The 22,968-nt window shown below is 46.2% G+C and carries 30 protein-coding genes; all 30 read left to right on the top strand.

Annotated features, from left to right (window positions below):
- Positions 1 to 181: 181 nt before the first annotated feature.
- Positions 182 to 1,087, top strand: coding sequence for a ParB/RepB/Spo0J family partition protein (locus ACTNDQ_RS02145; protein ID WP_291805706.1), 906 nt, complete (start codon positions 182 to 184; stop codon positions 1,085 to 1,087).
- A complete protein-coding gene (locus ACTNDQ_RS02140; protein ID WP_441063520.1) occupies positions 1,032 to 1,532 on the top strand; it encodes a TnpV protein in 501 nt (166 codons plus the stop codon). Before ACTNDQ_RS02145 ends, ACTNDQ_RS02140 begins: the two co-directional genes overlap by 56 nt.
- 88 nt (positions 1,533 to 1,620) lie before the next feature.
- Positions 1,621 to 1,935 carry a helix-turn-helix domain-containing protein gene (locus tag ACTNDQ_RS02135; RefSeq protein ID WP_055260427.1) on the top strand — a complete coding sequence of 105 codons (315 nt, stop codon included), beginning with the start codon at positions 1,621 to 1,623 and terminating at the stop codon, positions 1,933 to 1,935.
- 251 nt (positions 1,936 to 2,186) lie between these two features.
- Complete coding sequence (locus tag ACTNDQ_RS02130; protein WP_441063517.1) at positions 2,187 to 3,131, top strand: ParM/StbA family protein; 945 nt, start codon at positions 2,187 to 2,189, stop codon at positions 3,129 to 3,131.
- Positions 3,128 to 3,580, top strand: coding sequence for a hypothetical protein (locus tag ACTNDQ_RS02125; protein WP_291805717.1), 453 nt, complete (start codon positions 3,128 to 3,130; stop codon positions 3,578 to 3,580). Before ACTNDQ_RS02130 ends, ACTNDQ_RS02125 begins: the two co-directional genes overlap by 4 nt.
- 81 nt (positions 3,581 to 3,661) lie before the next feature.
- A complete protein-coding gene (locus tag ACTNDQ_RS02120; RefSeq protein ID WP_291805719.1) occupies positions 3,662 to 3,862 on the top strand; it encodes a hypothetical protein in 201 nt (66 codons plus the stop codon).
- Between the two features lie 506 nt (positions 3,863 to 4,368).
- A complete protein-coding gene (locus tag ACTNDQ_RS02115) occupies positions 4,369 to 4,749 on the top strand; it encodes a plasmid mobilization protein (protein WP_441063513.1) in 381 nt (126 codons plus the stop codon).
- Positions 4,698 to 5,939: a relaxase/mobilization nuclease domain-containing protein gene (locus ACTNDQ_RS02110; RefSeq protein WP_441063511.1), complete on the top strand. Its 1,242-nt coding sequence runs from the start codon at positions 4,698 to 4,700 to the stop codon at positions 5,937 to 5,939. The genes ACTNDQ_RS02115 and ACTNDQ_RS02110 overlap by 52 nt, the downstream gene beginning before the upstream one ends.
- A 10-nt stretch (positions 5,940 to 5,949) precedes the next feature.
- Positions 5,950 to 6,072 (top strand): hypothetical protein, encoded by a 123-nt coding sequence (locus tag ACTNDQ_RS02105; protein WP_441063508.1) that lies wholly within the window; start codon positions 5,950 to 5,952, stop codon positions 6,070 to 6,072.
- Between the two features lie 317 nt (positions 6,073 to 6,389).
- The gene (locus tag ACTNDQ_RS02100) at positions 6,390 to 7,895 is read left to right on the top strand and encodes a recombinase family protein (RefSeq protein ID WP_441063506.1); all 1,506 of its coding nucleotides are present in this window, start codon (positions 6,390 to 6,392) and stop codon (positions 7,893 to 7,895) included.
- Positions 7,880 to 9,352, top strand: coding sequence for a recombinase family protein (locus ACTNDQ_RS02095; RefSeq protein ID WP_441063504.1), 1,473 nt, complete (start codon positions 7,880 to 7,882; stop codon positions 9,350 to 9,352). The genes ACTNDQ_RS02100 and ACTNDQ_RS02095 overlap by 16 nt, the downstream gene beginning before the upstream one ends.
- Positions 9,353 to 9,646: 294 nt before the next feature.
- Complete coding sequence (locus ACTNDQ_RS02090; protein WP_441063502.1) at positions 9,647 to 10,243, top strand: TetR/AcrR family transcriptional regulator; 597 nt, start codon at positions 9,647 to 9,649, stop codon at positions 10,241 to 10,243.
- A 144-nt stretch (positions 10,244 to 10,387) separates the two neighbouring features.
- The gene (locus tag ACTNDQ_RS02085) at positions 10,388 to 10,882 is read left to right on the top strand and encodes a hypothetical protein (protein WP_441038265.1); all 495 of its coding nucleotides are present in this window, start codon (positions 10,388 to 10,390) and stop codon (positions 10,880 to 10,882) included.
- Positions 10,883 to 10,957: 75 nt separating this feature from the next.
- A complete protein-coding gene (locus ACTNDQ_RS02080) occupies positions 10,958 to 11,104 on the top strand; it encodes a hypothetical protein (protein WP_441033182.1) in 147 nt (48 codons plus the stop codon).
- A 128-nt stretch (positions 11,105 to 11,232) separates the two neighbouring features.
- On the top strand, positions 11,233 to 12,000 hold the full coding sequence (locus ACTNDQ_RS02075; protein WP_441063500.1) for an EFR1 family ferrodoxin: 768 nt from the start codon (positions 11,233 to 11,235) through the stop codon (positions 11,998 to 12,000).
- A gap of 6 nt (positions 12,001 to 12,006) precedes the next feature.
- Positions 12,007 to 12,159 carry a hypothetical protein gene (locus ACTNDQ_RS02070; protein WP_441063497.1) on the top strand — a complete coding sequence of 51 codons (153 nt, stop codon included), beginning with the start codon at positions 12,007 to 12,009 and terminating at the stop codon, positions 12,157 to 12,159.
- 165 nt (positions 12,160 to 12,324) lie between these two features.
- A complete protein-coding gene (locus tag ACTNDQ_RS02065; RefSeq protein ID WP_441063494.1) occupies positions 12,325 to 13,485 on the top strand; it encodes a linear amide C-N hydrolase in 1,161 nt (386 codons plus the stop codon).
- Positions 13,486 to 13,491: 6 nt separating this feature from the next.
- Complete coding sequence (locus ACTNDQ_RS02060; RefSeq protein WP_441063491.1) at positions 13,492 to 14,319, top strand: alpha/beta fold hydrolase; 828 nt, start codon at positions 13,492 to 13,494, stop codon at positions 14,317 to 14,319.
- Positions 14,320 to 14,359: 40 nt separating this feature from the next.
- The gene (locus ACTNDQ_RS02055) at positions 14,360 to 15,259 is read left to right on the top strand and encodes an alpha/beta fold hydrolase (protein ID WP_441025449.1); all 900 of its coding nucleotides are present in this window, start codon (positions 14,360 to 14,362) and stop codon (positions 15,257 to 15,259) included.
- 48 nt (positions 15,260 to 15,307) lie between these two features.
- Entirely contained in the window at positions 15,308 to 16,063 is a 756-nt protein-coding gene (locus ACTNDQ_RS02050; protein ID WP_441029870.1) for a lysostaphin resistance A-like protein, read from the top strand.
- A gap of 6 nt (positions 16,064 to 16,069) precedes the next feature.
- Positions 16,070 to 16,486: a hypothetical protein gene (locus tag ACTNDQ_RS02045; protein ID WP_441063489.1), complete on the top strand. Its 417-nt coding sequence runs from the start codon at positions 16,070 to 16,072 to the stop codon at positions 16,484 to 16,486.
- Between the two features lie 57 nt (positions 16,487 to 16,543).
- The gene (locus ACTNDQ_RS02040) at positions 16,544 to 17,143 is read left to right on the top strand and encodes a methyltransferase family protein (protein WP_154431779.1); all 600 of its coding nucleotides are present in this window, start codon (positions 16,544 to 16,546) and stop codon (positions 17,141 to 17,143) included.
- Positions 17,144 to 17,314: 171 nt separating this feature from the next.
- Entirely contained in the window at positions 17,315 to 17,512 is a 198-nt protein-coding gene (locus ACTNDQ_RS02035; RefSeq protein WP_441063486.1) for a hypothetical protein, read from the top strand.
- Positions 17,513 to 17,561: 49 nt separating this feature from the next.
- The gene (locus tag ACTNDQ_RS02030; protein WP_441063484.1) at positions 17,562 to 18,176 is read left to right on the top strand and encodes a tyrosine-protein phosphatase; all 615 of its coding nucleotides are present in this window, start codon (positions 17,562 to 17,564) and stop codon (positions 18,174 to 18,176) included.
- A gap of 41 nt (positions 18,177 to 18,217) precedes the next feature.
- The gene (locus ACTNDQ_RS02025; RefSeq protein ID WP_427819996.1) at positions 18,218 to 18,733 is read left to right on the top strand and encodes a GNAT family N-acetyltransferase; all 516 of its coding nucleotides are present in this window, start codon (positions 18,218 to 18,220) and stop codon (positions 18,731 to 18,733) included.
- A gap of 278 nt (positions 18,734 to 19,011) precedes the next feature.
- Complete coding sequence (locus ACTNDQ_RS02020; protein ID WP_441063482.1) at positions 19,012 to 20,064, top strand: hypothetical protein; 1,053 nt, start codon at positions 19,012 to 19,014, stop codon at positions 20,062 to 20,064.
- Positions 20,065 to 20,182: 118 nt separating this feature from the next.
- A complete protein-coding gene (locus ACTNDQ_RS02015) occupies positions 20,183 to 21,373 on the top strand; it encodes an erythromycin esterase family protein (RefSeq protein WP_441063479.1) in 1,191 nt (396 codons plus the stop codon).
- Between the two features lie 9 nt (positions 21,374 to 21,382).
- Positions 21,383 to 21,712, top strand: a complete 330-nt coding sequence (locus ACTNDQ_RS02010; protein ID WP_441063477.1) for a DUF1697 domain-containing protein — start codon at positions 21,383 to 21,385, stop codon at positions 21,710 to 21,712.
- 20 nt (positions 21,713 to 21,732) lie between these two features.
- On the top strand, positions 21,733 to 22,221 hold the full coding sequence (locus ACTNDQ_RS02005) for a flavodoxin family protein (RefSeq protein WP_441063475.1): 489 nt from the start codon (positions 21,733 to 21,735) through the stop codon (positions 22,219 to 22,221).
- Entirely contained in the window at positions 22,218 to 22,853 is a 636-nt protein-coding gene (locus tag ACTNDQ_RS02000) for a hypothetical protein (RefSeq protein ID WP_441063473.1), read from the top strand. The genes ACTNDQ_RS02005 and ACTNDQ_RS02000 overlap by 4 nt, the downstream gene beginning before the upstream one ends.
- Positions 22,854 to 22,968: the final 115 nt, after the last annotated feature.

Genomic DNA, 22,968 nt, shown 5'->3' with positions numbered 1-22,968 from the left:
AGATTATGGACGGAATCGAGGTATCGGTAGTTCTGCATCTGGTATGAGTGGACACATGAAAAAGAAAATTTCATTTTTATTTGAATATCGTTAAAACAGTCAAAAGGACGCTTGTTTTTCAGAATTTCTGAGAGGTAAGAGTCCTTTTCTTTTATTCAGATTAAAATGGAGGATAATTGAGATGACAAAGAAAAGAGTAATGTGTTCATCAAAGGATTACGAGTCGGGTGCAGGTATTGTTCTGGTAAAGGTTTCAGAACTTCATGATTTTAAAGACCATCCTTTTAAGGTGGAGCAAAATCAGGAATTGTTTGAATTACGCCAAAGCATGGAAAAGGAAGGGGTTTTGGTTCCGCTGTTAATCCGCCATAATACGGATGGTGACGGTTATGAAATTATCGCAGGACACAGAAGAAAGGCGGCAGCCATATGGGCAGGTATGGAAGAAGTGCCAGCCATTATCCGTGATTTGGACGATGACCAGTCAATCATTGCGATGGTAGACAGTAATCTCCAAAGAGAAAAAATTCTGCCGAGTGAAAAGGCATTTGCCTATAAGATGCGACTAGAAGCAATGAAACATCAAGGCAGAGTAGATGATATGACTTCGGACCCATTGGGACCGAAGTATATGGAAAACAATCGCAGCAATGAACAGCTTGCCCGGATGGTGGGGGAAAGTGTGACACAGATTAAAAGATATATCCGTCTGACAAAATTGATTCCAAAGATTTTGGATATGGTTGACCGGGAGCTGCTTGCAATTCGTTCAGCGGTGGAAATTTCCTTCCTGACGGAAGCAGAACAGTATGAACTTCATGCTGTGATGGAACTGGAACAGTGTGTCCCAAACATTTCGCAGGCGAACCGGTTAAAGCGGATGAGCCAACAAAAATGTCTTGATATGGATATGATTTACGAAATTTTGGAGGAAATCAAGCCGAACCAGAGGGAACAAATCAAAATCCCACTTGAGCGGATCGGAAAGTATTTCCCGGCAGATTATACGCCGGCTCAACAGGCAGACTTGATTGAAAAGTTACTCAAAGGGTGGGCACAGAAGAATAGGAAAAGTAATGTGCATTAGGTATTATAGAGAAAGACTTTTTCCAATTTTTGGGAGAAAGTTAACGTCAGACGATGGTGACGCAATATATGATTACGAAATGGAGTGTGAAGAAGCTATGGAACTGAATTATAGGAATGTAAACGGATATTTGCTTCCAGAACTGGAGTATAAATCCGGAGAACAGATGACACAACTTGGAAAATATGGATTTCTCCGCAGAGATTATTTGAAAAATCATAAACGGGCGAAATATCAGGTAATGCTTTTACAGGACACAATAGGAGAACATCTTCTGGAGATTGACCAGGCGGCAAGGAAACGGGAAGAGATTATCCTGAGAGAGCTGGAAAAAAGTGATCCATTGCCAGAGAAAGGGGTTGACCAGATGGCTTGGGTAAGGGCTGCTAACAAACACAGAGCAATCGCAGAGGAAATCATTTTAGAAGAACTGATTTACGTTTAATGAAATAATAAATAAACAGAATAAATGAAGGAAAAGGCACAGGTCATGAAAATTGATTTGTGTCTTTTTTCATAAGGAGGTGAGGAGCTTGGCACAGATTTTTCGTGTGGAGAGAACTAAGAATTATACGGTAATGAGTAATCACCATTTCAAGAATAAGAATCTGACATTGAAAGCGAAAGGCTTATTGTCGCTGATGTTAAGCCTACCAGACGATTGGAATTATAACATGCAGGGACTGGCAACATTGAGCAGAGATGGAATTGATTCTGTTCGTTCCGCAATTAAGGAATTAGAGCATCATGGATATGTGGAACGTCACAGATTGCGTAACGAATATGGCTTTTATGGAGATACCGAATATATTATCCGGGAAGTTCCATTAGGAGAAGAAAATGATTGAATGGAGATGAGAAGAGCCTAAAGGTGGATAGTCCAATTTGGGACAATCAGGTCATAGGAAATTCCTATCTCCAGATATCAGAAAACAGGAAAACCAGATATGGGTAATCCCATATTGGAAAATCCATCACTATTAATAATCCATATTATCAAATATGAATAATTAAAGAACCAGTAAATAAAATATCCATCTTATCAATTCACGTAAGTATTGATAGGATCGGATAAGAAAAGAAAGAACGAGGTATGATTATGAGAATGATGAAAAACGACAAAAATGAAACAATTATGGTGATTGGAATTGATCACGGTTATGGAAACATGAAAACAGCAACCAGGTGCTTTACGTCTGGTGTAGTCAGATATGAGAAGGAGCCCATCTTTCAGAATAACCTTCTTGTTTATAATGGGCTGTATTACCAGATCGGTGAAGAACACAAAGAGTTCTGTGCAGAGAAAACACAGGATCTAGACTATTATGTGCTGACGCTGGCTGCGATTGCCAGAGAATTAGACGGAAAGGGAATGAATCAGGTGAAGGTGCATCTTGCGGCAGGACTTCCACTGACCTGGGTGGCTTCACAGAAAGAAGACTTCCAGAAGTATCTTCTCCAGAATGATAGCGTGGACTTCACATTCCGCAATAAAGAATATCATGTGGAGTTTGTCGGAGCTGATATTTATCCACAGGGATTTGCAGCAGCTTTTTACCGATTACAGGACTTTAAAGGAATCAATATGCTGGCTGATATCGGAAATGGAACTATGAATATTATGTATATCAACAATTCTCGCCCGGTAGAGAAAAAATGCTTTACAGAGAAATATGGAACACATCAGTGTGTGCTTGCTGTCAGGGAATCATTGCTGAAGGAGCTGGGAACGGTGGTGGATGATCTGGTGATTGAGCAGGTGATCCGTACAGGAACTGCCGATATTGGAGAAAAATATCTCTCTGTGATTCGTAAAGCTGCCGGAGAGTATACAAAAGAGATTTTCCATAAGTTGAGAGAACGGGAATACAACCCGGAACTGATGCGTCTGTATGTGGTCGGTGGAGGCGGCTGCATGATTCAGAACTTTGGTGACTATGATAAAGACCGAGTGACCATCGTGCGTGATATTTGTGCTACAGCCAAAGGCTATGAAGCCATGACAGCAAGAAAAATTCAGAAAAACGGAGGGGTGCTTGTATGAGAAAAGAACGGAAAATCATTAATACAAATATTCGCTTGAACCTCTGTGATGAACAGGACAGACAGGCATGGGAATATTTGCAGACAATGGACAGGCAGAAGTATAAGTCCTATACCAGAGCGGTTGTGGTGGCTTTGAATGATTACTTCTCCAGAATATATCGAAAGGAAGCTGATCCGTATCTGGAAACCAGAGAAAAGGAAGATGCGTTTCTGGAAAGAGTGGAAACAGCTATCCGGGATGGTGTGAAGGAATCCGTCCCGATGGCTATGGCGAAGAATCTTCTGGAAATGCTTGTACCGTTTGTGAAGGAATCGGTAGGAGATAATAATTTGCCGAATATGGCAATGACGATGGAGAAACCAGATAATGAGGCTACAGATAATACGCTGGACTGGGAACAGGAGGCAGATATGGATGCGGCATTGGATTTTGCAGACAGTTTTTAGCTAATTACAAAATGGCAGTAACAGGAGAACCGACTGACAGTACAAAATTGTTTTGCGAAAACAAAATAGAAGAAAAAGACAATGGCAGTGATAGCATTTCTATTGGTGAGAATCGGGGAAATGTTTATGGCTGTTATTTTTATGTCTTTCATCAGAAAAAGAGAATGGTTGAGAAGAAAAGAAGCAGAAATAGTGAGAAATTATGACAGAAAAGCGTTGGCAGCCGGGAAACGCTGCATAAGCATGGGAGAAAAAGATAAGAGTGCCGGATACGGCACATAATTGTCCGATACTCCGCATCGGAGTGGTGCATAATCAGCCTGCTTCGGAAAGAGAAAATTTGTTGAAAGGGGAGCTTTTCTATTTCCTCTACAGTCTGCTTCTGCACCACAAAACCACTGTCATCTCGATCAAAATTTGGTATCGCATGGAGGAGAAAACTGATTAGCAGGGGCTGGCTAAGTGGTGGAGAGATGACAGGCAAGTTTCGCAAAGTGGCAGGCCACTCTGCACCGGAGCCGGCCTTTGGGCTGTTCCTAAACTTGCCAGAGGGCTCCGCCCCTTGGAACCCCGGCCCGTCAATAGCGTAAGTATTCCTGCGAAATGTCCACTGGACATTCCACAGGAACACTTACGCTATTGACTAGGACTTGTCTCCGTTGCCACTCCGGTCGGTGCTAAACGGACATCTACAGGATGTCTAGCACCCTTATGGAATCCCCTTACAGCCAGAAGTCCATTGGCTAAATTATATATGACAGCACAGAGATAAAAGGAGTGAATTGATTATGAGAAAAAGAAACCATACCGTTACGATACGGATGAATGACAAAGAATATACCCTGCTCCGGCAGAAGATGAAAGAATCCGGACAGACACAGCAGGCAGTGGTACTTGCTGCGATTGAAAATGTGGAGATAGTATCATCAGAGGTTATGGAAGAATTGAAAATATTAAATCAGAGACTGGAAGAAACAAACCGGCAGCTTCGAGGTGCTACAACCAATCTCAACCAGATTGCGCATCATATGAATGCAGGAGGTTTTTATCCCAGAGCAGATGTTTTTAACAGTCTCAACGAAAATATATCAGGATATCGGAAGGAGTGTGAAAAGATATGGCGATCAATAAGACAATTAATAAGCGGACAAATTCCCATGGGGCAATGAGAAACTGTATTGAATATGTCCTCCGGGAAGGAAAAACAGATCAGCATCTTGTCCATATCATCGGTCCATATCCTTACGAAGAAGTGAATTATGATCTGGTGTACCAGTCATTTCTGGAAGAAAAACGATTGTGGGGAAAGGATTCGGGAAGGATGTATGCCCATAATGTGATTTCCTGGCATAAGGATGAAAAGATTACACCGGAACAGGCATTGGAATTTGGCATTGCATTTGCGGAGAAATGGTTTTCTGGTTTCCAGACGGTGGTCAGTGTCCATAAGGATAAAGACCATATCCACTGTCACTTGGTTACAAATTCTGTGAGCTATGAAAACGGGAAAAAATTGCATAATTCGAGAAAAGATCTGGAACGGATGAAGCAGCTGACGAACCAGATGTGCCGGGAACGGGGGCTTACTGTTGCTGGAAAAGGAAAACATTTTGATGGCAGCCAGATTGAGACGGGGGAAGTCATTGCATGGAGTAAAGATAAATATAATCTGTTCCGGCAACAGAAAAAGGATAGCTTTGTTGCAGACTGTGCAATGGTGGTTTTAACTGTTATGGAGTCCTGCATCAGCCGAGAGCAATTTATCAAAGAAATGGGAAATTTGGGATGGAACGTAAACTGGACAGAAAATAGAAAGCATATTACGTTTCAAAATTCGGAAGGGAAGAAAGTACGTGACAGTAATCTTTCTAAAACTTTCCATCTTAAAATCAGTAAAGGGGAATTAGAGGATGAATTTATCAGAAATGAGCAAAAAGAAAGGTGTATTACCGGCAGAGACGACACAGCAGATGCCGATCTTGCACGATACTATCGACAAGTGGAGGAAGCTGTTGCAGGAACAAGCGGAGGCATTGTCGAAAGTAAAGACAGAAAGGGACAGACTTCTGGAAATACAAAGAAAGGATCAGGAAAATATCCAGAAATGTCTGGAACGGATGCGGGAGCTTCGAGAAAATCTTCAGAAGATCTCATCCGAAAATCAGAAGCTACAAGACGAGCTTCAGAAGCTAACCGAGGAAAATCAGAAACTGCAAACCGAATTGTCCAGAACGCAGAATATCAATCTGTCGCTGCAGAGAAGCAACGACGATTTGCGGAACAGGAACGGGCTGCTGAGCAGGAAAGAGCAAGAGCAGCTCGAAGAAAAAATAAGAGACGTACAGGACCGGAACTCTAAACTGGAGAAAATGGTAGTACAGTCTTCTGTGGAGGCTGTTGAAGAGGCACTGAAAAAGCAACAGGAAGCAGAAAAGCGGATGTGTTCATTGGAATTACTGATGAAAATGGAAAGAAGAGATGCTGCCTGTTAACTTGAAAAAACAAAAAGACAAATGAAAAAGAAAACCATGGAGATAGAAAAACAGCGAGATTTCGGGTGGTTAGGTTTATTAATTTGTTGCTTACTATTCATTATATTTGTTTTCATTTGGTAACGAGTTTATGGAAAAGCCAGTGCTTTAGAATGGTCGGTATAGTGGCGTGAGTATTTTATCCAACAGAATCAAGTGCGGATGCTGCGGAGGATGCAAGAAAAATACCGTCCGATATTCGGCACATTATTCTCCAATATAGACTTGATACAGTGCGGTTATTACGGGAATATGTCACTGTGAAAGGAGGCGGTTTCATGCCAAGAATCAGACAAATCACACCGGGTGTGACGCAGCTCAAGCGTAAGATGCGAGTTGCTGCGTATGCCCGTGTCTCCGAGGATTGTGAGGTGCTGCTGCATTCCCTGTCAGCGCAGGTCAGCTACTACAGCACCCTCATTCAGAATAACCCCGAATGGGAATACGCAGGGGTCTATGTTGACCAGGGTATTACCGGAACGAGTACAGCACACAGTGATGGTTTCAATCGCCTGGTGGCAGACTGCGATGCAGGAAAAATTGACATGGTGCTGGTTAAGAGCATCAGCCGATTTGCCAGGGACACGGTTGATTGCCTGAACACGACCAGGCATCTGAAAGACCTGGGAATATCGGTTTACTTTGAACGGGAGAAGATCAACTCCCTTTCAGAAGACGGAGAATTGATGCTTACGCTGCTTGCATCCTTTGCACAGGAAGAAAGCCGGAGCATTTCAGAGAATATCAAATGGGCTACCAGAAAGCGGTTTGAGCAAGGTATCCCAAACGGCCACAAAGCATCCTACGGATATGAATGGGACGGAGAGATGTTCCGCATCATCCCCGAACAGGGCGAGGTGGTGAAGGAAATCTACATAAGGTACCTTGCCGGGGAATCAGCCTATGGCATTGCAAAGACCCTTGCAGAGCGAGGCGTGACCGGGCAGATGGGAATGCCGATCGAGCAGACAACCATCAAGGAGATACTTTCAAGCCAGTCCTACACCGGAACGATGGTCCTTCAGAAGAACTTCTTCACCGAAGGTCACATCCGCAGAAGGAACAAAGGTGAACTTCCCATGTACCTGGTGGATGAGATGTTCGAGCCTTTGGTCTCGGAGGAAGATTACCAGAAGGCATTGGAAATCCGGCAGCAGAGAGCGGAGCAGTTTCCGAACAATCAGGACAACCTTACACCTTTCTCCGGCAAAGTGAAGTGTGGATACTGCGGATGCGGTGTTAGCCGGAGAACCAGCGGAGGAAGAAAGCGGTGGGTCTGCAACACCAGAGAACGGAAAGGAATGAAGCAATGCGAGTGCCGACCGATTTGGGAGACGGAACTCACAGCGGCTGCGGAGACAGTGCTGGGCGGCTCCTTTGATGAGAGTGCTTTCTCAAAAGAGATACAGCAAGTGACTCTATATTCCGACCGTATTGAGTTTTCCCTGCTGAATGGGAACAGGAAATCCATCATCCGGCAGTTTAGCGGCCGCCGGGGCCAGAATGCTTTCACCAATAAGGTCTGGTGCGCGTCATGCGGATGTAAATGCGAAAGGGACAATTATGGGAAAAAGAAAACAAAGATTTGGTGCTGTTCCCAGCCGAGGACACAGTGCCAAATGAAACGCCTGACGGAGAGCGAACTGTTTGAGGCGGCAGAAAGCCTTCTCGGAGAGAACTTCCAGGCGAAAGTATCCGCAGACATTGACCGGGTGATCATTTCTGACACCCAGGTAGGTTTTGAATATAAGGATGGGATGGTAAAGACATGGCAAAGAAAGTAAGAAAAATACATGCTACCCTTAACCAGTTCACATCGGAGCCGGTGGCAGTCAGAAGGAAAAAGAAGGTAGCCGGATATGCACGAGTATCCACGGATCGTGAGGAACAGGCAACCAGCTACGAGGCGCAGATGACCTACTACAAGACCTACATTGAAGGTCATGAGGATTGGGAGTTTGTGGGGATGTATTCGGATGAGGGTATCACCGCCACGAACACCAAAAAGCGTGACGGATTCAATCAGATGGTGGAAGATGCCCTTGATGGTAAGATTGACCTCATCATTACCAAGTCGGTAAGCCGATTTGCACGAAACACGGTGGACAGCCTGACCACCATCCGAAAGCTGAAGGATAAAGGCATTGAGGTCTATTTCGAGAAGGAGAACATCTGGACGCTGGATGCCAAGGGCGAGTTGATGATAACCATCATGAGTTCCCTGGCACAGGAGGAAAGCCGGAGCATTTCTGAGAATACCACCTGGGGCAAGCGAAAGCAGTTTGCTGATGGCAAAGGCAGCGTTGCCTTCAGCTGGTTTCTTGGGTACGACAAGGATTTCAAGATAAACGAGGAACAGGCAGCCACGGTTCGGCTGATTTATCGGCTTTTTATCAGCGGCCTTTCCTTCTACGCTATCACAAAGGAACTGGAAAGCCGGGGCATCAAGTCACCTTCCGGCAAGGACAGGTGGCACATCAGCACGGTGAAATCGATCCTTACCAACGAGAAGTACCGTGGGGATGAACTCCTCCAGAAACAGTACACCACGGACTTCCTGCAGAAGAAGAGAAAGACCAACAACGGCGAAATCCCTCAGTATTATGTGGAGGAACACCATGAAGCCATTATTCCCCCTGCCCAGTTTGATTTTGTGCAGGCAGAACTTGCCCGCCGGGAACAGAATGGTCGTTACAGCGGAGTGAGCATTTTCTCAAACAAAATCAAGTGTGGGTGCTGTGGTGGATGGTACGGTTCCAAGGTGTGGCATTCCACCGACAAGTACCGGAAGGTCATCTACCGCTGCAATCGGAAGTACGGCAAAGACACCCCGCCCTGCAACACACCGCATTTGAGCGAGGAAGAAATCAAGAAGCTGTTCCTCAAGGCACTGAATGCCTTGGTTGATGCGAAAGAGGAAACCATAGAGAATTTGCAGGAATTGATTGAAACGGTCTGTCAGATGAACTCCCTTGGCGCAGAGCAGGAACGCCTGAAACAGGAACTGAGAATTATCGCAGAGAACCTTTCGAACCTCATCCAGAAGAATGCAAGTGTAGACCTGGATCAGACGGAGCAGGCAGAGAAAGAAAAGAAACTCCGCACCTTGTATGCTGAAAAGCACAGCCGATTTCAGGAACTGGAGGCACTCATCCAGGAAAAGAATGACACGAAGGAGATACTCACGAACTTCATCACTAAGCTGGAAGATTTGACAGGAGAACAGACAGAGTTTCGCTGAGAACTGTGGGGCGGTTTGGCGGATCACATCCGCATTGATGAGAAAGGCAGCACGGTAGTCTTCCGGGGTGGGATTGAGATTACTATTTAATGAGATTACAATTTAATATGAAGAAACACGATTCGAAAGGGGCATCTGGCAGTTTTGCTGGATGCCTTTTTCTCGTATCGTTCATATTGAACAACAAGGATGAAAGATTGCTGTGATTCGTTTTCATGACATATTGATTTCCTAACGGATATTAGGTATAATATCCCTAACGACTATTAGGAATACAAAGATTGGAGAAACGAAATGAAAAAGATAAAAACAAAGGACAGAATACTTTTCGCAGCGCTTGATTTATTTTCTGAAAAGGGATATGACCAGACATCCATTGATTTAGTTGCAGAAGCTGTGGGAATAAAAGGTCCATCCATATACGCACATTATAAGGGAAAGGAAGATATTCTCGATTCCCTGATTGCCATGATGGAACATAAATATGACGAGAATTTCGGAAATAGCTCTCATTTGGATAAGATTCCGGAATCACTGGATGAATTCAAGGAAGATTGTCTGAGACGAGTTGAATTCACAATGAAGGATCCGCAGATACAAAAGGTCAGAAGATTTTGTACAAAGGAGCAGTATAGAAATGAAAAGATTGCGGCACTTACATCAAAGCACCAGCTGACCGGAAATCAGGAAATGTATGCTCTGATGTTAGAAAAAATGATGGAAAAGAATTTGATTCGCAGGTTTGATGCCAATCTGCTTGCGCTGGAAATCGTAGCACCGGTAACAGTGATGATAGAGATTGCAGACCGGGAGCCTGACAGGACGGACGAAATGTGGACGCAGATAGGTGTGCATCTGTCACATTTTATTGAAATTTATGGGATGAAGTAAGTTGATCGTACAAACCATCACCAGTGAACAGATGAATGACAGAAAATTACGGAATGTGTAAAAGCAAATATAGGCATTGTGCAGAGAAAATGAAAAGATATATTGCATTGTTATATTGGAACGCATTATAGGAGGTACAAAACAGTGAATTGGACGATTTATGGAATGGAATGTGTTGGGGCGCTGATCCTGTTCACCTGCATGATCATGATCCCGCTGTGCAAAAATCCGGTTTGGTGGATCCACGATTACCCCAAGGACATTCAGGAGAAATATTTTGAAACCCATGAGCGCATTCCCACCGAGGTGCTCAGTGCCCCGGTGTTCTTGAAAAAGGGCTTTGCAGTGTTGCTGGCTTTATCCATTCTGACGGCATTGGCGCTTGCGGCAGGAGCGACGGATTTCAAGACCGGCTTCCTGTACGCATACGGTCTATGGCTGCTGGTGGACTGGTACGACTGCTTTTTCCTGGACTGGGTGCTGTTTGCCAACGTCAAGCGCATCCGTTTGCCGGGAACGGAGCACATGGACAAGGCGTATCACCAGAAGAAGTATCATGTAGTGCGCTCGGTGATCGGCATGGCGCTTGGTCTCGTTCCCTGCTTGCTGTGCGCCCTGATTGTGGCGGTGCTGGGATAGAGAACGAACAGGGCTTTCTGTTTGTCGGATGAGATTGGAGAAATAGCTTTGATGTTTTGTACGGGAGGTGACAATATGGGACAGATAGCAAATCGGATGTTAATTGAAGCCATTTTTAAGGCAAAGGAAAAGCTAAAAGAAAAAAGAAAAACGAAAATCGAAAACAGTCAGAAAATGATGGAAAACAGAAGAAATAGATTGTCAAAATCAAAGGAAAAATGATTGCGAATAAGCTGTGGAGTAGAAAGGAAATGTTTATTATGACACCGCTTTATGCAATTTCAGCAGTATGTTTTTGGGTAACCGCACTGTAAAAAAGCAAATTCCCATTTAAGGAAGGAGATGCGTTCATGATTGGAATCTATTTTAGCGGAACTGGAAATACAAAACATTGTGTCGAAAAGTTAGTCAAACTGTTGGACGCACCTGCTCAGAGTTTTCCGTTAGAACATACAGAGATGATTCAAATATTGACAAAGCATGACATCATTGTGCTGGGCTACCCGACGCAGTTTTCCAATGCCCCTATCATAGTGCGTGATTTTATTAAAAATCATTCTTCTCTATGGAATGGGAAAAAGGTCTTTTGCGTCAATACGATGGGGCTTTTCAGCGGTGATGGAACAGGATGTACGGCTCGAATTTTAAGAAAACGCGGGGCGACAATACTCGGCGGTTTGCAGATCAAAATGCCGGATTCCGTCTGCGACAGCAAACTGCTGAAGAAAACGCCAGAGGAAAACCGGGAGATCGTCCGTCAGGCCGACCAAAAGATAGAAGCTGTCGCACGGCAGATCAAGCAAGGAAACTACCCCCAGGACGGGCTGTCCTTCTTTTCCCACCTGAAGGGACTTTTTGGACAGCGGCTGTGGTTTTACGGCAAGACGGCGGGATACACAGACAAGCTGAAAATCAGCGAAAAATGCGTGGGCTGCGGGCTGTGCGTCTCTTTATGCCCTACGAAAAATCTCTCCCTGCGAGACGGGAAAGCCACCGCGGAAGACCGGTGTACCATGTGTTACCGCTGTATCAGCCGCTGTCCCCAAAAGGCCATCACGCTGCTCGGGGACGAGGTAATAGAGCAGTGCCGGTTTGAAAAATACGGCTCTGGGGAGTGAAAGTGCATGAGGGCGGAAAGCGGCTTTGTGGATAGAGAAATTGGGATGGTAGATGCGTTTTCGGATGAGGGCAATGAAAAGCCGGTGTGTTTGCAATTTCAAGAGATGAGTGGCTCACCGGAAAATCAAAATTTGCGAGGATATGAAAATGGAGTATAGAACACTATCCGTGGATGAAGCAGAACAATTCTGGAGTTTGATGAACCAATTGGATTACTATATGGCAAGGGTAAGATAAATTCTCGTTTACACGACAATGACTTACGATATAAGCAGGTACAGAATAAAATGATAAATGCGCCCCGATGGGCAAGGAAGGAGTATATGAAAATGATCGTTTCGGAAAAAGAGCTTTGTAAATCGAACGAAGCGGGCTCGTCTTCCTCGGAAAGACTTGGAAAGGCGATAATCGCGCTTCTTGTTATTGCGGCTGTGCTGATTGCAGCCCTTGCGGGAGCGTGGACCATGTTCGGCACCCAGCTCACGGCGGCCATGACTATCGAGAAGCTGGATGATCATCTGTGGAGTATGGAATATAAGGGAGACTATGGCTTCGATGGCTTTCTGGAGCAGGGCGGGGCAAAAAGCGACGCCGAGATGGGAGACTACATCGCCTCATTCCTCTCTCACGGCTTCTGGAAGCCGGACACCTCCACCGCCGGGGGAAACTACGGCTGCTCCACCGTCGCGGCGACAAGTCCCGACGGTGCGGCCCTCTTTGGCCGCAACTTCGACTGGGAAGAATGTGACAAAATGCTGGTACATACCATCCCCAAGAATGGCTATGAGTCCATCGCCACCTGCAATTTGGACTTCCTGGGCTTTGGGGAGGACTGGAAGCCCGATGGAAGCATGGGCGATAAGTTCATGGCACTGGCTTCCGTCTACGCTATCCTGGACGGCATGAACGAAAAGGGTCTGTGCGTGGCTGATCTCATGGTGAGCCACGAGGAGGGTGTCGACCAGAATACCGATAAGCCCGACATTACCATTGTCTCCGGTCTGCGGCTGCTGCTGGACAAGGCGGCGAATGTAGCGGAAGCGTTGGAATTGCTTTCGCAGTATGATATGCACTTTTCCCTGGGCCGCGCCCAGCACTTCTCCCTCTCCGACGCTGCCGGGCGGAGCGTGGCGGTGGAGTGGAAAAACGGCGAGATTGTAGTGACCGACACCCCGGTGGTGACCAACTTCTATCTCCACGGGGACGACGGCACCTCCGGCAGCGGCCAGTCCTATGTGCGTTTTAACACGCTCACCCAGCGGAGGAATGCGGCAAAGTGTGTAATGACCGCCGAGGACGTTCGCGCCGCCCTGGCGGCTGTGGCGCAGAGCAACTTCCCCGGCGAGAACGGCGGAGAGAAAACCTGCTGGAGCTGCGTCTATGACCAGCTGGAATTGACCGCCACCTTCTACGACACCGAGGACTGGGCGCATCCCTACACCCTCTCCCTGGGACAAAAGGATTGGTGCAAAAAGGGAGAGTGAGGAAGTATGAACGAGAGAACATATACGACACCATTGGGCAAAATCCATTATTGGGTGCATCTGATTTCACCGGACGCAATAACGTTGGTGTTCCTGCCCGGTCTGACAGCGGATCATCGGTTGTTTGAGAAACAAATCGTGTATTTTGAGGGGAAATACAATGTCCTTGTGTGGGACGCCCCCGGCCACGCCGCCTCCTGGCCCTTTGCCTTTGCCTTCGATTTGATGGACAAGGCAAGGTGGCTGGACGGAATTCTGGAGCAGGAGGGGATCACAAAACCCGTTATCGTGGGGCAGTCTATGGGCGGCTATGTGGGACAGGCGTATGCGCAAACTTACCACGAAAAGCTGAAGGGCTTTGTGTCCATCGACTCCGCGCCGCTGCAACGAAAGTATATGACAGAGCCGGAGCTTTGGCTGCTGAAACGAATGGAGCCAGTCTATCGCTACTATCCGTGGAAGGCCCTCTTAAAGTCCGGGACAAAGGGCGTCGCCCTGTCGGAATACGGAAGGAACCTGATGCGGGACCTGATGCTGGTGTATGACGGCGACCAGGAGCGCTACGCAAAGATTGCCGGTCACGGCTTCCGAATCCTTGCCGAGGCTGTGGAGCGGGATTTGCCCTATGAAATCAAATGCCCCGCCCTGCTCATCTGCGGCGAACAGGACAAGGCGGGATCTTGTGTTCGATACAACAAGGCGTGGCATAAAAATTCTGGCATACCGCTGGAATGGATCAAAGACGCCGGACACAACTCCAACACCGACCAGCCGGAAATCGTAAACCGGCTGATCGAACAGCTGGCTCAGCGGGCGAAGTGTCTGGAGGTTTGATTTTACGAAATCAGTGACTGAAAAGAGAAGGTGTAAGCGAATGTGGAGTTACATAGCGGGGGGAGTATTCCTTGCCCTGGCAATGTATTTCATTGTCCAGGGGATACGATGCGGTGCGGCGGTGAGGGAAAGTAAAAATCGTCTTGCCGCTTACAATGCCCAGACGGCGGCATTAAGCTACGGCGAAATAACCTATGTCGATTCGGGTGAGGGCGAGGTGATTTTATCCGTCCACGGCATTTTCGGCGGCTATGACCAGGCTTATGACACCTGTAAGGACTTTTGCTCCGACTATCGGATCATCGCTCCCTCACGGTTCGGATACCTGGGAAGCGACGTTTCCGGCGACGGAACGCCCGCCAGTCAGGCGGCGGCCTATGTGGAGCTGCTGGACAAGCTGGGCATTGACAAGGTGCACCTTCTGGCCACATCGGCAGGCGGCAGCGTCGCGATCCGATTTGCCCTTGATTATCCCCAGCGCACGAAGGGTCTGATTTTATACTGCTCCGCCATGCCGCCTGTGGAGAAGCCGGAGAAATATGCCGAATATGCCGGACCGCCCCCGTTCCTGTGCAACGATTACGTCATGTTCCTGTTAAGCCCTATGTTTGAGCCGATCATGGGGATGGAGCAGTCCACCATTTACAGTATGCTACCCATAAACGACAGAAAAGTCGGCGTGATACTGGACGCTTCCGTTACCAACCCCGATATGGCGAGGGACTTTGGGGAGTATCCGATTGAGGATTTACAGGTCCCCACGCTGATTTTCCACGCAAAGGACGATAAGCTGGCAAGCTACATCGAAACGGAGAGGGCGGTAGCAAGATTCCCAAATTGCACGTTCATTTCCTTTGAAAGTGGCGGGCATTTGCTGACAGGACACGCAGAGGAAATCAAAGAAGCGGTTTCCGATTTTGTGGAAGACAGATCGCATTGACAGAACTTCTTTTGGCACATTGCCGGGGAATGGGACAGGAGGCTCAAAATGAAAATGAAACGGAAAGATAGAATCGTACTGAAAACTGCCGGGGCAATGCTTGTGCTGCTGTTGTTCTTTTTCGCGCAAGGAGCAATCGTGGTGATCACGGGAATAGAGGGCATTCCCTCCGCGCTGATCAGGGGTGCTGTAATCTGGGGGCTTGTGATTATCACATTGGCGAATTCCATCATCCGATACAAAGGAATCTTAAAGCTGGGATTTCGCAGTGCGGAAAAAGGGGCAGCGAAGAGAATGCTCTATTTTTCGCCGCTTTTGCTCATTGCCCTTTCCCCTTTTACGGCGGGAATAAACTTTAACGGTGGTGCGGCATTGATTTTAGCAAACTTGTTTTTGACGCTTGGAATCGGTATGGCGGAGGAAATCTTCTTTCGGGGCATCATCTGCGGCCTGTGGTTGGAGCGCGGCGTGGGAAAGGCAATGATAATCTCATCTGTTCTATTCGGGTTCAGCCATCTCCTGAACATAGCTGGCGGTGCAGAATTGGGGGAAACAGTTCTCCAGATCTGCTTCGCTCTGGTCTACGGGATGGTATTTGCCCTGATTTTCGCTGAAAGCGGCAGTCTTCTCCCCTGCGTACTGCTCCACGCTCTGCATGACTTCTGTTCCTTCATCAGCGGGGAGGCTTCCGCTCAGTTTGAGATATTTCTGGGTGCGGTACAGTTTATTGTCTTGCTGGTCTATTTCCTCTATCTGTTCCGAATAACTGCTCGCAAAAGGGAACCGGCTATGAAAGGCAGGTGAAAACCGATGAAAAAGTATCAGGTCATGTACTATGCGGGAGCTGCGATCAGCCTGCTGGTGGGGCTGTGGCACTTTACCGTGCCGTGGATGTTTGGCTGGGCTTCCTATATCCCCTATGAGACATTGGTGGTTCCCATCAATTATGTAAACCTGTGCTTTTCCTTTTTGCTGTCCGGGCTGAGCCTTACCGTGATCCTGTGGGGCAAAAAGGTGTTTGCAGGAAACCCGGAGGCGTTCTATCTCTACGGCTTTTTGCTGGCCCTTTGGATTTTCCGGGTGGTTGTGGCGGCGATCTATCCCTGCCCGCCGGAATCAAATGTGTGGATGTCCTACGGGCAGCTGAGCGGCTCTGTTCTGGTATGTCTTCTGCTGCTTGTACCGTTTATCCGAGTGGCCTGCACAAGGAAGAATCAAAAAAAGTAACAGGTTGCCTTGCGCTTTGCTCATGGCTAAAACAAGATTCATTTGAGGAGTTGCATAATGAAATATCCGATGGAAGAACTTCTCCCTTATTCCCTGCTTGCCCTTTTTGTGCTGGCAGTGTTTTACGGCATATATTTTGCCAAGATGCTGGCGCAGAAGCGCCGCGGCATCCGGACGCGGCAAATCGGACAGCGGAAAGAAAAGTCCATTCACACAGTGGAACTACTGATGAGCATGGCCACGCTGGGCGTTGTGATTGCACAGCTTGTGTCCATAGCGTTAGGCTGGAGCTGCCTTGCGGCAAACGCTCGCTTTACCGGATTTGGCACCGGGATGATCGGTGATCTGATCTTTCTCCTTTCCGTTCTCAGTATGAAGGATAGCTGGAGGGCGGGCATCCCGGATCAGGATCGCACAGAGCTGGTCACATCCGGCATCTATCGGTTCAGCCGCAATCCGGCCTTTCTCGGCTTTGACCTCATGTATATCGGTGTGATGCTGATGTACTGTAACTTGCTGACCGTGCCGCTTACGGTGTTTGCCATTGTGATGCTGCATTTACAAATTTTGCAGGAGGAACGGTATCTGGAGGAAACATTCGGCGCGGCGTACCGGGAATACAAGCGGCATACATTCCGCTATCTTGGGCGGCGATAAAGGATGGTGTATAACCATATTGATTGGACAGATTTTGTAGTAGAGTAAAGGCAACACCTCACAAAGCCGTCAGGCGGTCTTTGCGCAGTGGTGTCTTAAAAGAAAAAGGGAGTGAAAATTTATGCGTGACTTTATGATGGCGGCGCTGCCGCTGGTGGTGGCCGGGATCGCTTGGCTGTGTTCTTCGCCGGACTGGCAGAAAAGAAAAAGAAGCAGGAAAAGAAAAACGGCTATGAGGCCATGGGGATGAGCCTGGGGATGTGCTTCGGGGCCACCGTTGGCACCATTTTCCCGGAGTACATCGGCGTCACCCTGTCTATGGGGATGCTCGTCGGACTGCTGGTCGGTATGTGCGTAAAAAAATTGTGAGGAGGATACCAATGAATTTTTGCCAAAAGGAGGATTGGAGGGCAGCCGTATGGGTTCTTTGCTGAAATCAACGAGGAATACGAGAGCGCTGCCCACGGGAACCTTGCGGTATATCAGAAGCGATTATCCGGGGTGCCTTTCGGATGAAGAAGTCAGCTGGCTGCGAAAAAATGGCGTTACTACAATCATTGACCTGCGAGATAAGACTGAATATGCAGAAAAGCCGTGCAGACTGGAGACGGAAAGCGGGTTTACCTACTATCATCTGCCTGTTACCGGGGGCGGAGCCGTACCAGAAGCTCCGGATTCTGTTGCCGATGCTTATGTCAAGATGATAGATGGACAGATGGAGCGGATCATTTGTGCCATTGTGAAGGCGGAAAGCAATGTGCTGTACTTTTGCGGCGCGGGAAAAGACAGAACCGGCGTGGTTTCCGCGATCCTGCTGAAACAGCTCGGATTCAGCGACAGCGTGATCATCGAGGATTACATGAAAACGAAGGACAACCTGTTGGACTTCCTGAAAGCGTTCGCTGCGGAGCATCCGGAGGTAAACATTCATACCATTCTCCCAAGAGAGGAGAATATAAAAAAGGTTTTGGCTGCCCTTTCCCAAATCGAGGAGAAAGCGCAAAGCGTTTTTACCGGAGAAGCGGATATATAGAAACGAAATATCGGATCAAACCTGGAGGTATATAAGTGAGTATGGAGAAAAATGCACCGTTTATGATTACGCAGGCGCGGCCGGAGGACGCCGCCGCCCTGCTGGACTATTTGAAATGCGTCGGCGGAGAGACGGACAATCTCAGCTTCGGCCCGGAGGGCGTACCGCTGGATGTAGAGGCGGAAACGCAGTATCTGGCCGCGCAGGTCGCTTCAAAGGACAATGTGCAGTATCTTGCCTGGGCGGACGGTCAAATCATCGGAGATGCCAGTTTGAACCGCAAGCCGAGGCGCATGAGCCATCGGGGCGAGTTCGGGATCAGCGTGCGAAAAGCCTATTGGGGCTACGGGGCCGCCTCCGCGCTCATGGAAGCCGTTCTTGCGTTTGCTGTGGAAAACGGCTTTGAGCAGATCAATCTGGAGGTCCGAAGCGACAATCTCCGCGCCATCCGGCTCTATGAGAAGTTCGGCTTCCGCAAGCTGTGTACCTTCCCGGCCTTCTTTAAGCTGAACGGGCAGTACATTGACTTTGATCTGATGAACCGGGACATGCGTTAAGCAGTCATGAGTAAGATTTTTTGAAAGAGGAGAAAATGAAATGAAAAAAATATTGAATAAACTTTTCATCATAGCAAGTTTAGGTTTGATCGCAGCGGGTGTGATCTTTCTGTGCGTCAGCATTTTTGACAGAAATGAGACCACGACACCATTGGCAATCGCATTGGCGTGCATATTGCTGTCAAACCTTTTTAATGTGATTCGGATGAATATGGATAAGAAATAGTAACTTGATCATGTTCAATCAAACCAAATCTGAACCCTGAAAGGAAACCATTATGAAACAGCAAAAATTTTTCGTTATTGTTATGACCGTCTGTGCTCTCCTGCTATCTCTGGCCGGGTGCGCGTCTAGCTCCGCCTTTGACGGAAGCAGCGCAAAGAACGCGGATTCATACCACTTGGATGTCAAAATCATGAACGGCACGGACACCCACACCCTGGAGCTGAAGCAGGGTGATACGCTCAAAATTTTATTCGAGACGGTGAAAGGGTCGCTGGAGATGAAGATTACGTCACCGGACGGAACATCGCTCTATCAGGGGGACGGAACCGTGACGGAATTTACCGTGGAGGCTCCTGTGGACGGTCCCTATGCAATCGTCGTCGCAGGGCAGAATGCAAAGGGCAGGATCCACGTTGATGTGGACAAAGTGCCTGCGAGCACGGAACCAGCGGCGACACCGGAGCCTTCGAATTCCGCTGTAGAAGAAGAAAGCCTTCCCGCTGAGGTGCCCACCAGGGAATCGACAGACACCTCCGTTTCCATTGTGCCGCCGGTGCAGGAGCATAATAATCCGGATGCCGTGACAGCGGACGATTTGGTCGGTCCATGGCATTTGGCGGAAGATGAAAAAGACAATTCCACCGCGATTGAGGCGCTTCCCGGCGCTATGGAGTTCGGCAGCAGCATGGAGATTACAAGCGACGGACATATCTCATGGTATATCGGAGCGGACGGCGGAACCGGTACATATTCGCTGAGTGGCGATATTCTCTCCGCCGACATGACCAATGACTTTGACCAAAGCTCCATGAAAATGGAGCTTACAGCTGAGAAAACGGATGACGGGACTTTTCTGTACACAGAATATAAGGGGCTCTTGCTTTGCTGGTCGCAGGGCGAGGGCGAAACAGGAAAGGGTGGAGACGATGAAGCTGAGTCGGGTTATCCGGGAGCGGATGTGGTAGAGCTTGTGAATCTCCGCGGCGACACGACAACGGTATATAAATTAGCGGACGGCACCTATATGGATCGCATTGAACGCCGTTTTACCTATAACGGTACGGATACATGGACCGACGAGGACGGGGTGGAGTGGAAATTGTAAGTTTTGAAAATGTAAATATCACATATCCTGAACATATACATATTGAGCCGTGTGTGATATCAGGTGTCAGATTTTTCGAAATTATAAGCGTGAAAAGATGAGAGGAGTTGGTTGACGGATGAAAAAAGATCATGCAAAAAAGCGATATATTGGAAAGATAATCGTGGCGTTTCTATTTGGAGCTGCAATCATGGCATTCATAAGATATATATCTTATGGGGGCATGAACTCCGGAACACAGGTAAATAATGAAGAATTTCTGAAAGTTGCAGAGGAAATCGATGATATTGCGATACCGGAAAATGTAAAGATATTTGCTCTTGGAGAGGCGACCCACGGAAATAAAGAATTTCAGGAATTAAAGCTTGATATATTTAGAAAAATGGTAGAGGAATATAACTGTAAGGCCTTTGCCTTAGAAGCAGATTATGGTGGATGCTTATTGGTAAATCAATATATACACGGTGAGGGGAAAAATACGGAAGATGATGCAGTGGAAGCACTTGCTTTTCATATTTACCAGACGGATGAAATGAGGGCATTGATTCGCTATATGGCAGATTATAATAAACAGGCAAAACCGGAAGAGATGTTAAGCTTTTATGGGTTTGATATGCAAAACTCCGACTTGGATCAAAAATGTGTAGATGAAGCATTTTCAGAACTTAAGATGCAGTATACCGATATGGAAGATGCTGCGGAAACTTTAAAGAATATACCAGGGATGGAAATGTATGCGCAGGCAGCGAGATGTTATCTGCAAAATCAGGAGCTTAGTAATGCGTCAAATGTAGATTATGCAAAAATAAGGGATCATTATATGGCTGAAAACATCGACTGGATTTATGAGCATGTTCAGAAAGCAAACGAATCTATGCTTATGATTTCGGGGCATAACGGACATGTGGCAAAGAAGAGTACATATACTACATTCATGGGTGAAGAACTGTTTGAAAAATATGGTGATGATTATTTTGTCATTGGCACAGATTTTTACAAAACAGAATGCAATTTGCCTGGAAAAAATGGAAAAAGAATTACGCGAAAATTTTATTCTGCTGATCCTTTGGCAAATACAGCGTATGCCCTTGGGATGGATATGACGTATCTTGATTTTGATAAACTGCAAAAATCAGAAAAAATAAAGAAAATTATCAATCAGAGTATGCTGATGGGATCACTCGGAGAGGGTTATAGCTTTTTGAATAAGATCTTACCAAATAGCTATAGAATCAATGATGTCCCAGCAGAATTATATGACGGAATGATTATTGTGATAAATGCGACACCAACAGATATAAAGCATTAATGAAAAAATATGGAGGGAGGAACAAATGATGATATGATACAGAAAAGGTTTGGCTTGGATATTCCGGTTTTTGTTATTTTGCAGGAAAAGTTAGAAGATATATTAAGCAAGGCTCCCGATTGGTGGGGAACATCTGACAAAGATATATACGATAATCTAATTTTTGTGATGTCTCCTGCTACCGCTGAAATCATTGCGGAGAAAATTGGAGAACCGACAAAAGAATTGGAACAGATATGTATTTGTGATAACACTATTTTTTGGTCTTTCGACAGGAATAAATATTGTGGATTTGGTAAATCCCGAAAAATTATTTTTTATAGGGAACAGAAACTTTGAATTTGAAGGAGTAAATGAAAATGAAGCTTATCATAACTGATATTGAAAATTTTAATATTCCAGTAGAAGGAGAATATAAAATCATAAAGCCTAATGGAGATATTCGTCATTGTATTGGATGTTTTGGATGTTGGGTAAAAACACCGGGAAAATGTGTGATTCATGATGGTTATCACGAAACAGGTGTAGATATGAGTAAATGTACGGAATTAATCATTATTAGTCGCTGCTATTATGGTAGTGTAAGTCCTTTTGTGAAAATGGTTGAAGACCGTGCGATTTCATATTTTCATCCGGATTTTGTAATCCGAAAAGGTGAAATGCATCATAAACGAAGATATAAAAATACTATTACGTTGTCTTCGCACTTCTATGGTGAAAATATTACAGATATAGAGAAAGAAACAGCCAGAGAATTGTTGGAAGCAAACGCAGACAATTATGACGGTGTGGTAAAGGGTATTTACTTCTATAAATCTGTAGAGGAATTGGAGGGCATTGTCTTATGAGAATTGCATTAATCAATGGGAGTCCAAAAGTGAATAACAGTGCAAGTAGTACTCTTTTGGAAGATATAAAAGGATATGTAGGGGAGAATGCAGAAGTCACTCGGTTGGGATTTCATTCACCTACAATTTCGCAAGAAGTAATCGAAGAATTGGAGAAAACAGATATATGGGTGTTTTCATGTCCGCTCTATGTTGATGGAATTCCGGGACATTTGTTATCTTGTTTAGTTCAGTTAGAAGAAGTTCGCATACATAATCCTCAAATACACGTTTATGGTATTGTGAATTGCGGTTTTTATGAAGGAATACAAGCTGAATATGCTCTGAAAATTTTACAGAACTGGTGCTTAAAGACAGGCTTTATTTGGAGTGGTGGCATAGGTGTCGGTGGCGGAGGTGGACTGGCAATGATGCCCCAAAAGGAATCGGGATATGGCCCTAAAACACCGATTGATAAAGCATTAGTAGAACTTTCTAATGCTATTCTAAAGAAGCAAGTACGAGAAAATATATATGTATCTATTGCATTTCCACGTTTCTTATATAAAATGGGAACACAAAGAGGATGGCGTCAAATGATTAAAGCAAATGGTGGAAAAGTCAAAGATTTGAAAAAATGTTGGGATAAGTAAAGCGCTTGAAACTTTCAGTCTTGCGTAAGCGCACAGTTTTAAGGTGTACCCCATAACTGAAATCTGGCACCCTGCGCTAGGATGCCAGACATGCGAGTATTTTACTCCATTTTTA

This window comes from Blautia massiliensis (ex Liu et al. 2021), assembly GCF_052064225.1.
Lineage (GTDB): Bacteria > Bacillota > Clostridia > Lachnospirales > Lachnospiraceae > Blautia_A > Blautia_A fusiformis.
The sequence above is the reverse complement of the archived record's forward strand: the minus strand, read 5'-3'. Positions and strand labels throughout refer to the sequence as shown.

Excerpts from the sequence above, each read along its gene's own strand:
- ACTNDQ_RS02025 (WP_427819996.1), top strand. The coding sequence starts at position 18,218 with ATGGAGAAAAATGCACCGTTTATGATTACGCAGGCGCGGCCGGAGGAC.
- ACTNDQ_RS02075 (WP_441063500.1), top strand. The coding sequence starts at position 11,233 with ATGATTGGAATCTATTTTAGCGGAACTGGAAATACAAAACATTGTGTC.
- ACTNDQ_RS02070 (WP_441063497.1), top strand. The coding sequence starts at position 12,007 with ATGAGGGCGGAAAGCGGCTTTGTGGATAGAGAAATTGGGATGGTAGAT.
- ACTNDQ_RS02115 (WP_441063513.1), top strand. The coding sequence starts at position 4,369 with ATGAGAAAAAGAAACCATACCGTTACGATACGGATGAATGACAAAGAA.
- ACTNDQ_RS02100 (WP_441063506.1), top strand. The coding sequence starts at position 6,390 with ATGCCAAGAATCAGACAAATCACACCGGGTGTGACGCAGCTCAAGCGT.
- ACTNDQ_RS02065 (WP_441063494.1), top strand. The coding sequence starts at position 12,325 with ATGAAAATGATCGTTTCGGAAAAAGAGCTTTGTAAATCGAACGAAGCG.
- ACTNDQ_RS02015 (WP_441063479.1), top strand. The coding sequence starts at position 20,183 with ATGAAAAAAGATCATGCAAAAAAGCGATATATTGGAAAGATAATCGTG.
- ACTNDQ_RS02105 (WP_441063508.1), top strand. The coding sequence starts at position 5,950 with ATGGTAGTACAGTCTTCTGTGGAGGCTGTTGAAGAGGCACTGAAAAAG.
- ACTNDQ_RS02130 (WP_441063517.1), top strand. The coding sequence starts at position 2,187 with ATGAGAATGATGAAAAACGACAAAAATGAAACAATTATGGTGATTGGA.
- ACTNDQ_RS02060 (WP_441063491.1), top strand. The coding sequence starts at position 13,492 with ATGAACGAGAGAACATATACGACACCATTGGGCAAAATCCATTATTGG.
- ACTNDQ_RS02080 (WP_441033182.1), top strand. The coding sequence starts at position 10,958 with ATGGGACAGATAGCAAATCGGATGTTAATTGAAGCCATTTTTAAGGCA.
- ACTNDQ_RS02040 (WP_154431779.1), top strand. The coding sequence starts at position 16,544 with ATGAAATATCCGATGGAAGAACTTCTCCCTTATTCCCTGCTTGCCCTT.
- ACTNDQ_RS02030 (WP_441063484.1), top strand. The coding sequence starts at position 17,562 with ATGGGTTCTTTGCTGAAATCAACGAGGAATACGAGAGCGCTGCCCACG.
- ACTNDQ_RS02005 (WP_441063475.1), top strand. The coding sequence starts at position 21,733 with ATGAAGCTTATCATAACTGATATTGAAAATTTTAATATTCCAGTAGAA.
- ACTNDQ_RS02125 (WP_291805717.1), top strand. The coding sequence starts at position 3,128 with ATGAGAAAAGAACGGAAAATCATTAATACAAATATTCGCTTGAACCTC.
- ACTNDQ_RS02110 (WP_441063511.1), top strand. The coding sequence starts at position 4,698 with ATGGCGATCAATAAGACAATTAATAAGCGGACAAATTCCCATGGGGCA.
- ACTNDQ_RS02095 (WP_441063504.1), top strand. The coding sequence starts at position 7,880 with ATGGCAAAGAAAGTAAGAAAAATACATGCTACCCTTAACCAGTTCACA.
- ACTNDQ_RS02000 (WP_441063473.1), top strand. The coding sequence starts at position 22,218 with ATGAGAATTGCATTAATCAATGGGAGTCCAAAAGTGAATAACAGTGCA.
- ACTNDQ_RS02045 (WP_441063489.1), top strand. The coding sequence starts at position 16,070 with ATGAAAAAGTATCAGGTCATGTACTATGCGGGAGCTGCGATCAGCCTG.
- ACTNDQ_RS02120 (WP_291805719.1), top strand. The coding sequence starts at position 3,662 with ATGGCAGTGATAGCATTTCTATTGGTGAGAATCGGGGAAATGTTTATG.
- ACTNDQ_RS02010 (WP_441063477.1), top strand. The coding sequence starts at position 21,383 with ATGGAGGGAGGAACAAATGATGATATGATACAGAAAAGGTTTGGCTTG.
- ACTNDQ_RS02020 (WP_441063482.1), top strand. The coding sequence starts at position 19,012 with ATGAAACAGCAAAAATTTTTCGTTATTGTTATGACCGTCTGTGCTCTC.
- ACTNDQ_RS02055 (WP_441025449.1), top strand. The coding sequence starts at position 14,360 with ATGTGGAGTTACATAGCGGGGGGAGTATTCCTTGCCCTGGCAATGTAT.
- ACTNDQ_RS02145 (WP_291805706.1), top strand. The coding sequence starts at position 182 with ATGACAAAGAAAAGAGTAATGTGTTCATCAAAGGATTACGAGTCGGGT.
- ACTNDQ_RS02090 (WP_441063502.1), top strand. The coding sequence starts at position 9,647 with ATGAAAAAGATAAAAACAAAGGACAGAATACTTTTCGCAGCGCTTGAT.
- ACTNDQ_RS02050 (WP_441029870.1), top strand. The coding sequence starts at position 15,308 with ATGAAAATGAAACGGAAAGATAGAATCGTACTGAAAACTGCCGGGGCA.